Here is a 2,710-nt window from a genome sequence, read left to right as displayed (position 1 = left end):
CGGTGGGGGCGCGGGTGCCCCCGGCCGTCCCGGCGGTGGCGGTCCCGGCGGCCCTGGTGGTCCCGGTGGTCCCGGCGGCCGACCCACCTCCGGGGGGCGCGGCCGCGGTGGCACCACGGCCGGTGCGTTCGGTCCCGGTGGCCGTGGCCGCCCGGGGCGCCAGCGCAAGTCCAAGCGTGCGAAGCGGCAGGAGTGGGAGAGCGGGCTGGAAGCCCCCCGCATGGGGGCGATGGTCCCGCGCGGCAACGGGCAGGTCATCAGGCTGCCCCGGGGCGCCTCCCTGGCCGACTTCGCGGACAAGATCGACGCCAACCAGGGCGCGCTCGTCCAGGTCGTGTTCACCCAGCTCGGTGAGATGGTGACCGCGACGCAGTCGTGCACGGACGAGACCCTGCAGCTGCTCGGCGTGACGCTCGGGTACGACGTGCAGATCGTCAGCCCCGAGGACGAGGACAAGGAGCTGCTGGAGAGCTTCGACCTGTCCTTCGGCGGTGAGTACGGCGACGAGGTCGAGCTGCAGCCGCGCCCACCGGTCGTGACCGTCATGGGCCACGTCGACCACGGCAAGACGAAGCTGCTCGACGCGATCCGGCAGACGGACGTGGTCAGCGGCGAGGCCGGTGGGATCACCCAGCACATCGGGGCCTACCAGGTCCGGGCGAAGGTCGACGGCGAAGAGCGGAAGATCACCTTTATCGACACCCCTGGTCACGAGGCCTTCACCGCGATGCGTGCCCGTGGCGCGCAGGTGACCGACATCGTGGTGCTGGTGGTCGCCGCCGACGACGGCGTCAAGCCGCAGACGATCGAGGCGCTCAACCACGCCCAGGCCGCGGACGTGCCCATCGTCGTCGCCGTCAACAAGATCGACAAGGAGGGGGCGGACCCGCAGAAGGTGCGCGGGCAGCTCACCGAGTACGGGCTGGTCGCCGAGGAGTACGGCGGTGACGCGATGTTCGTCGACGTCTCCGCCCGCAACCGCACCAACATCGACGGGCTGCTCGAGGCGGTCATCCTCACCGCCGACGCGGCGCTGGACATGCGTGCCCCGACCGAGGTCGAGGCCCAGGGGGTGGCGATCGAAGGCCGGCTGGACCGCGGCCGCGGCCCGGTGGCCACCGTCCTCGTCCAGCGCGGGACGCTGCGGGTCGGGGACTCGATCGTCGCCGGCGAGGCGTTCGGGCGCGTCCGGGCGATGCTCGACGAGCACGGTGACCCGGTGAGCGAGGCCGGCCCGGCCCGGCCCGTCCAGGTGCTCGGGTTCACCAGTGTTCCCGACGCGGGCGACAACTTCCTGGTCGTCCCGGAGGACCGGGTCGCCCGCCAGATCGCCGAGCGGCGGCAGGCGCGCGAACGCAACGCCGAGCTCGCGCTCAGTCGCGGCCGCCCGACCCTGGAGACGATCCTGGAGCGGATGAAGGAGGGCGAGAAGACCCAGCTCAACCTCATCCTCAAGGGCGACGTGTCCGGTTCGGTCGAGACGGTCGAGGACTCGCTCCTCAAGATCGACATCGGCGACGAGGTCTCGTTGCGGATCATCGGGCGCGGCGTCGGTGCGATCACCGAGAACGACGTGAACCTGGCCAGCGCGTCCGACGCGGTCATCCTCGGCTTCAACGTCCGCGCCGAGGGCAAGGCGCGGGAGCTCGCCGAGCGCGAGCGCGTCGACGTCCGCTACTACTCGGTCATCTACCAGGCGATCGAGGACATCGAGAACGCGCTCAAGGGCATGCTCAAGCCGGTCTACGAGGAGATCCAGCTCGGGACCGCCGAAGTCCGCGAGGTGTTCCGGGTGCCGCGGATCGGCAACGTCGCCGGCTGCCTCGTACGCTCCGGGCTCATCCGCCGCAACGCCAGGGCACGCCTGGTCCGCGACGGTGTCGTCGTAGCGGACAACCTCACGGTCGAGTCGCTCAAGCGGTTCAAGGACGACGCGACCGAGGTCAGGGAGGGCTACGAGTGCGGTGTGGGGCTCGGCTCGTTCAACGACATCAAGATCGATGACGTGATCGAGACCTTCGAGCAGCGGGAGGTTCCCCGTTCCTGAGGAGCTTCCCGGGCAGCCTTGAGGACACGGCTATGTGGACAGGAACGGCGGTGTTCGACCTTCTCCTCGGCGACATCCGCTCGCTGAAGGAGAAACGGTCGGCGGTCCGGCCGGTGGTGGCGGAGCTCCGCCGCAGGTATGCGGTGAGTGCGGCGGAGACCGGCCATCACGATCTGCACCGTCGGGTACAGATCGCCGTGGCCGTGGTGGCCGCGGACCGGGCCCACTGCGTCGAGATCGTCGAGGCATGTGAGCGCCTGGTTGCGCAGCGTCCCGAACTGGAGCTGCTTTCGGCGCGAGTACGGTATTTCTCCGACGAGGACGACTCCTCCGACGAGGACGATTCCCCCGACGAGGATGCGGCGACAGTGACGGGAGGAAGCCATGGCTGACCCTGCTCGGGCCCGCCGGCTCGCGGTGCGTATCCGTGAGGTGGTCGCGGCCGCGCTGGAACGTCAGGTGAAGGACCCCCGGCTGGGCATGGTCACCGTGACCGATGCCCGGGTGACGCCGGACCTGACCGAGGCCACCGTCTTCTACACCGTCTACGGCGACGACGCGGACCGGGCGGACTCGGCCCGCGCGCTGGAGTCGGCCAAGGGCCTGCTGCGCAGCCAGGTCGGCCGACAGACCGGGGTCAAGGTCACTCCGGCCCTGACCTTC

The 2,710-nt window shown here is 70.5% G+C and carries 3 protein-coding genes; all 3 read left to right on the top strand.

The features are described 5' to 3' along the window. The coding region (gene infB, locus NBX02_RS18395; RefSeq protein WP_250292393.1) for a translation initiation factor IF-2 at positions 1-2,047 on the top strand (2,047 nt) is incomplete at its 5' end. Between the two features lie 32 nt (positions 2,048-2,079). Beyond that, the gene (locus tag NBX02_RS18390; protein WP_250282238.1) at positions 2,080-2,439 is read left to right on the top strand and encodes a DUF503 domain-containing protein; all 360 of its coding nucleotides are present in this window, start codon (positions 2,080-2,082) and stop codon (positions 2,437-2,439) included. After that, positions 2,432-2,710 (top strand): 30S ribosome-binding factor RbfA (gene rbfA, locus NBX02_RS18385; RefSeq protein WP_250292390.1); only part of this gene is annotated, 279 nt, incomplete at its 3' end. The genes NBX02_RS18390 and rbfA, both read left to right, overlap by 8 nt.

The organism is Protofrankia sp. CiP1_Cm_nod1 (assembly GCF_920888515.1).
Classification (GTDB): domain Bacteria; phylum Actinomycetota; class Actinomycetes; order Frankiales; family Frankiaceae; genus Protofrankia.
This window is presented reverse-complemented; position numbering and strand designations above follow the sequence as displayed.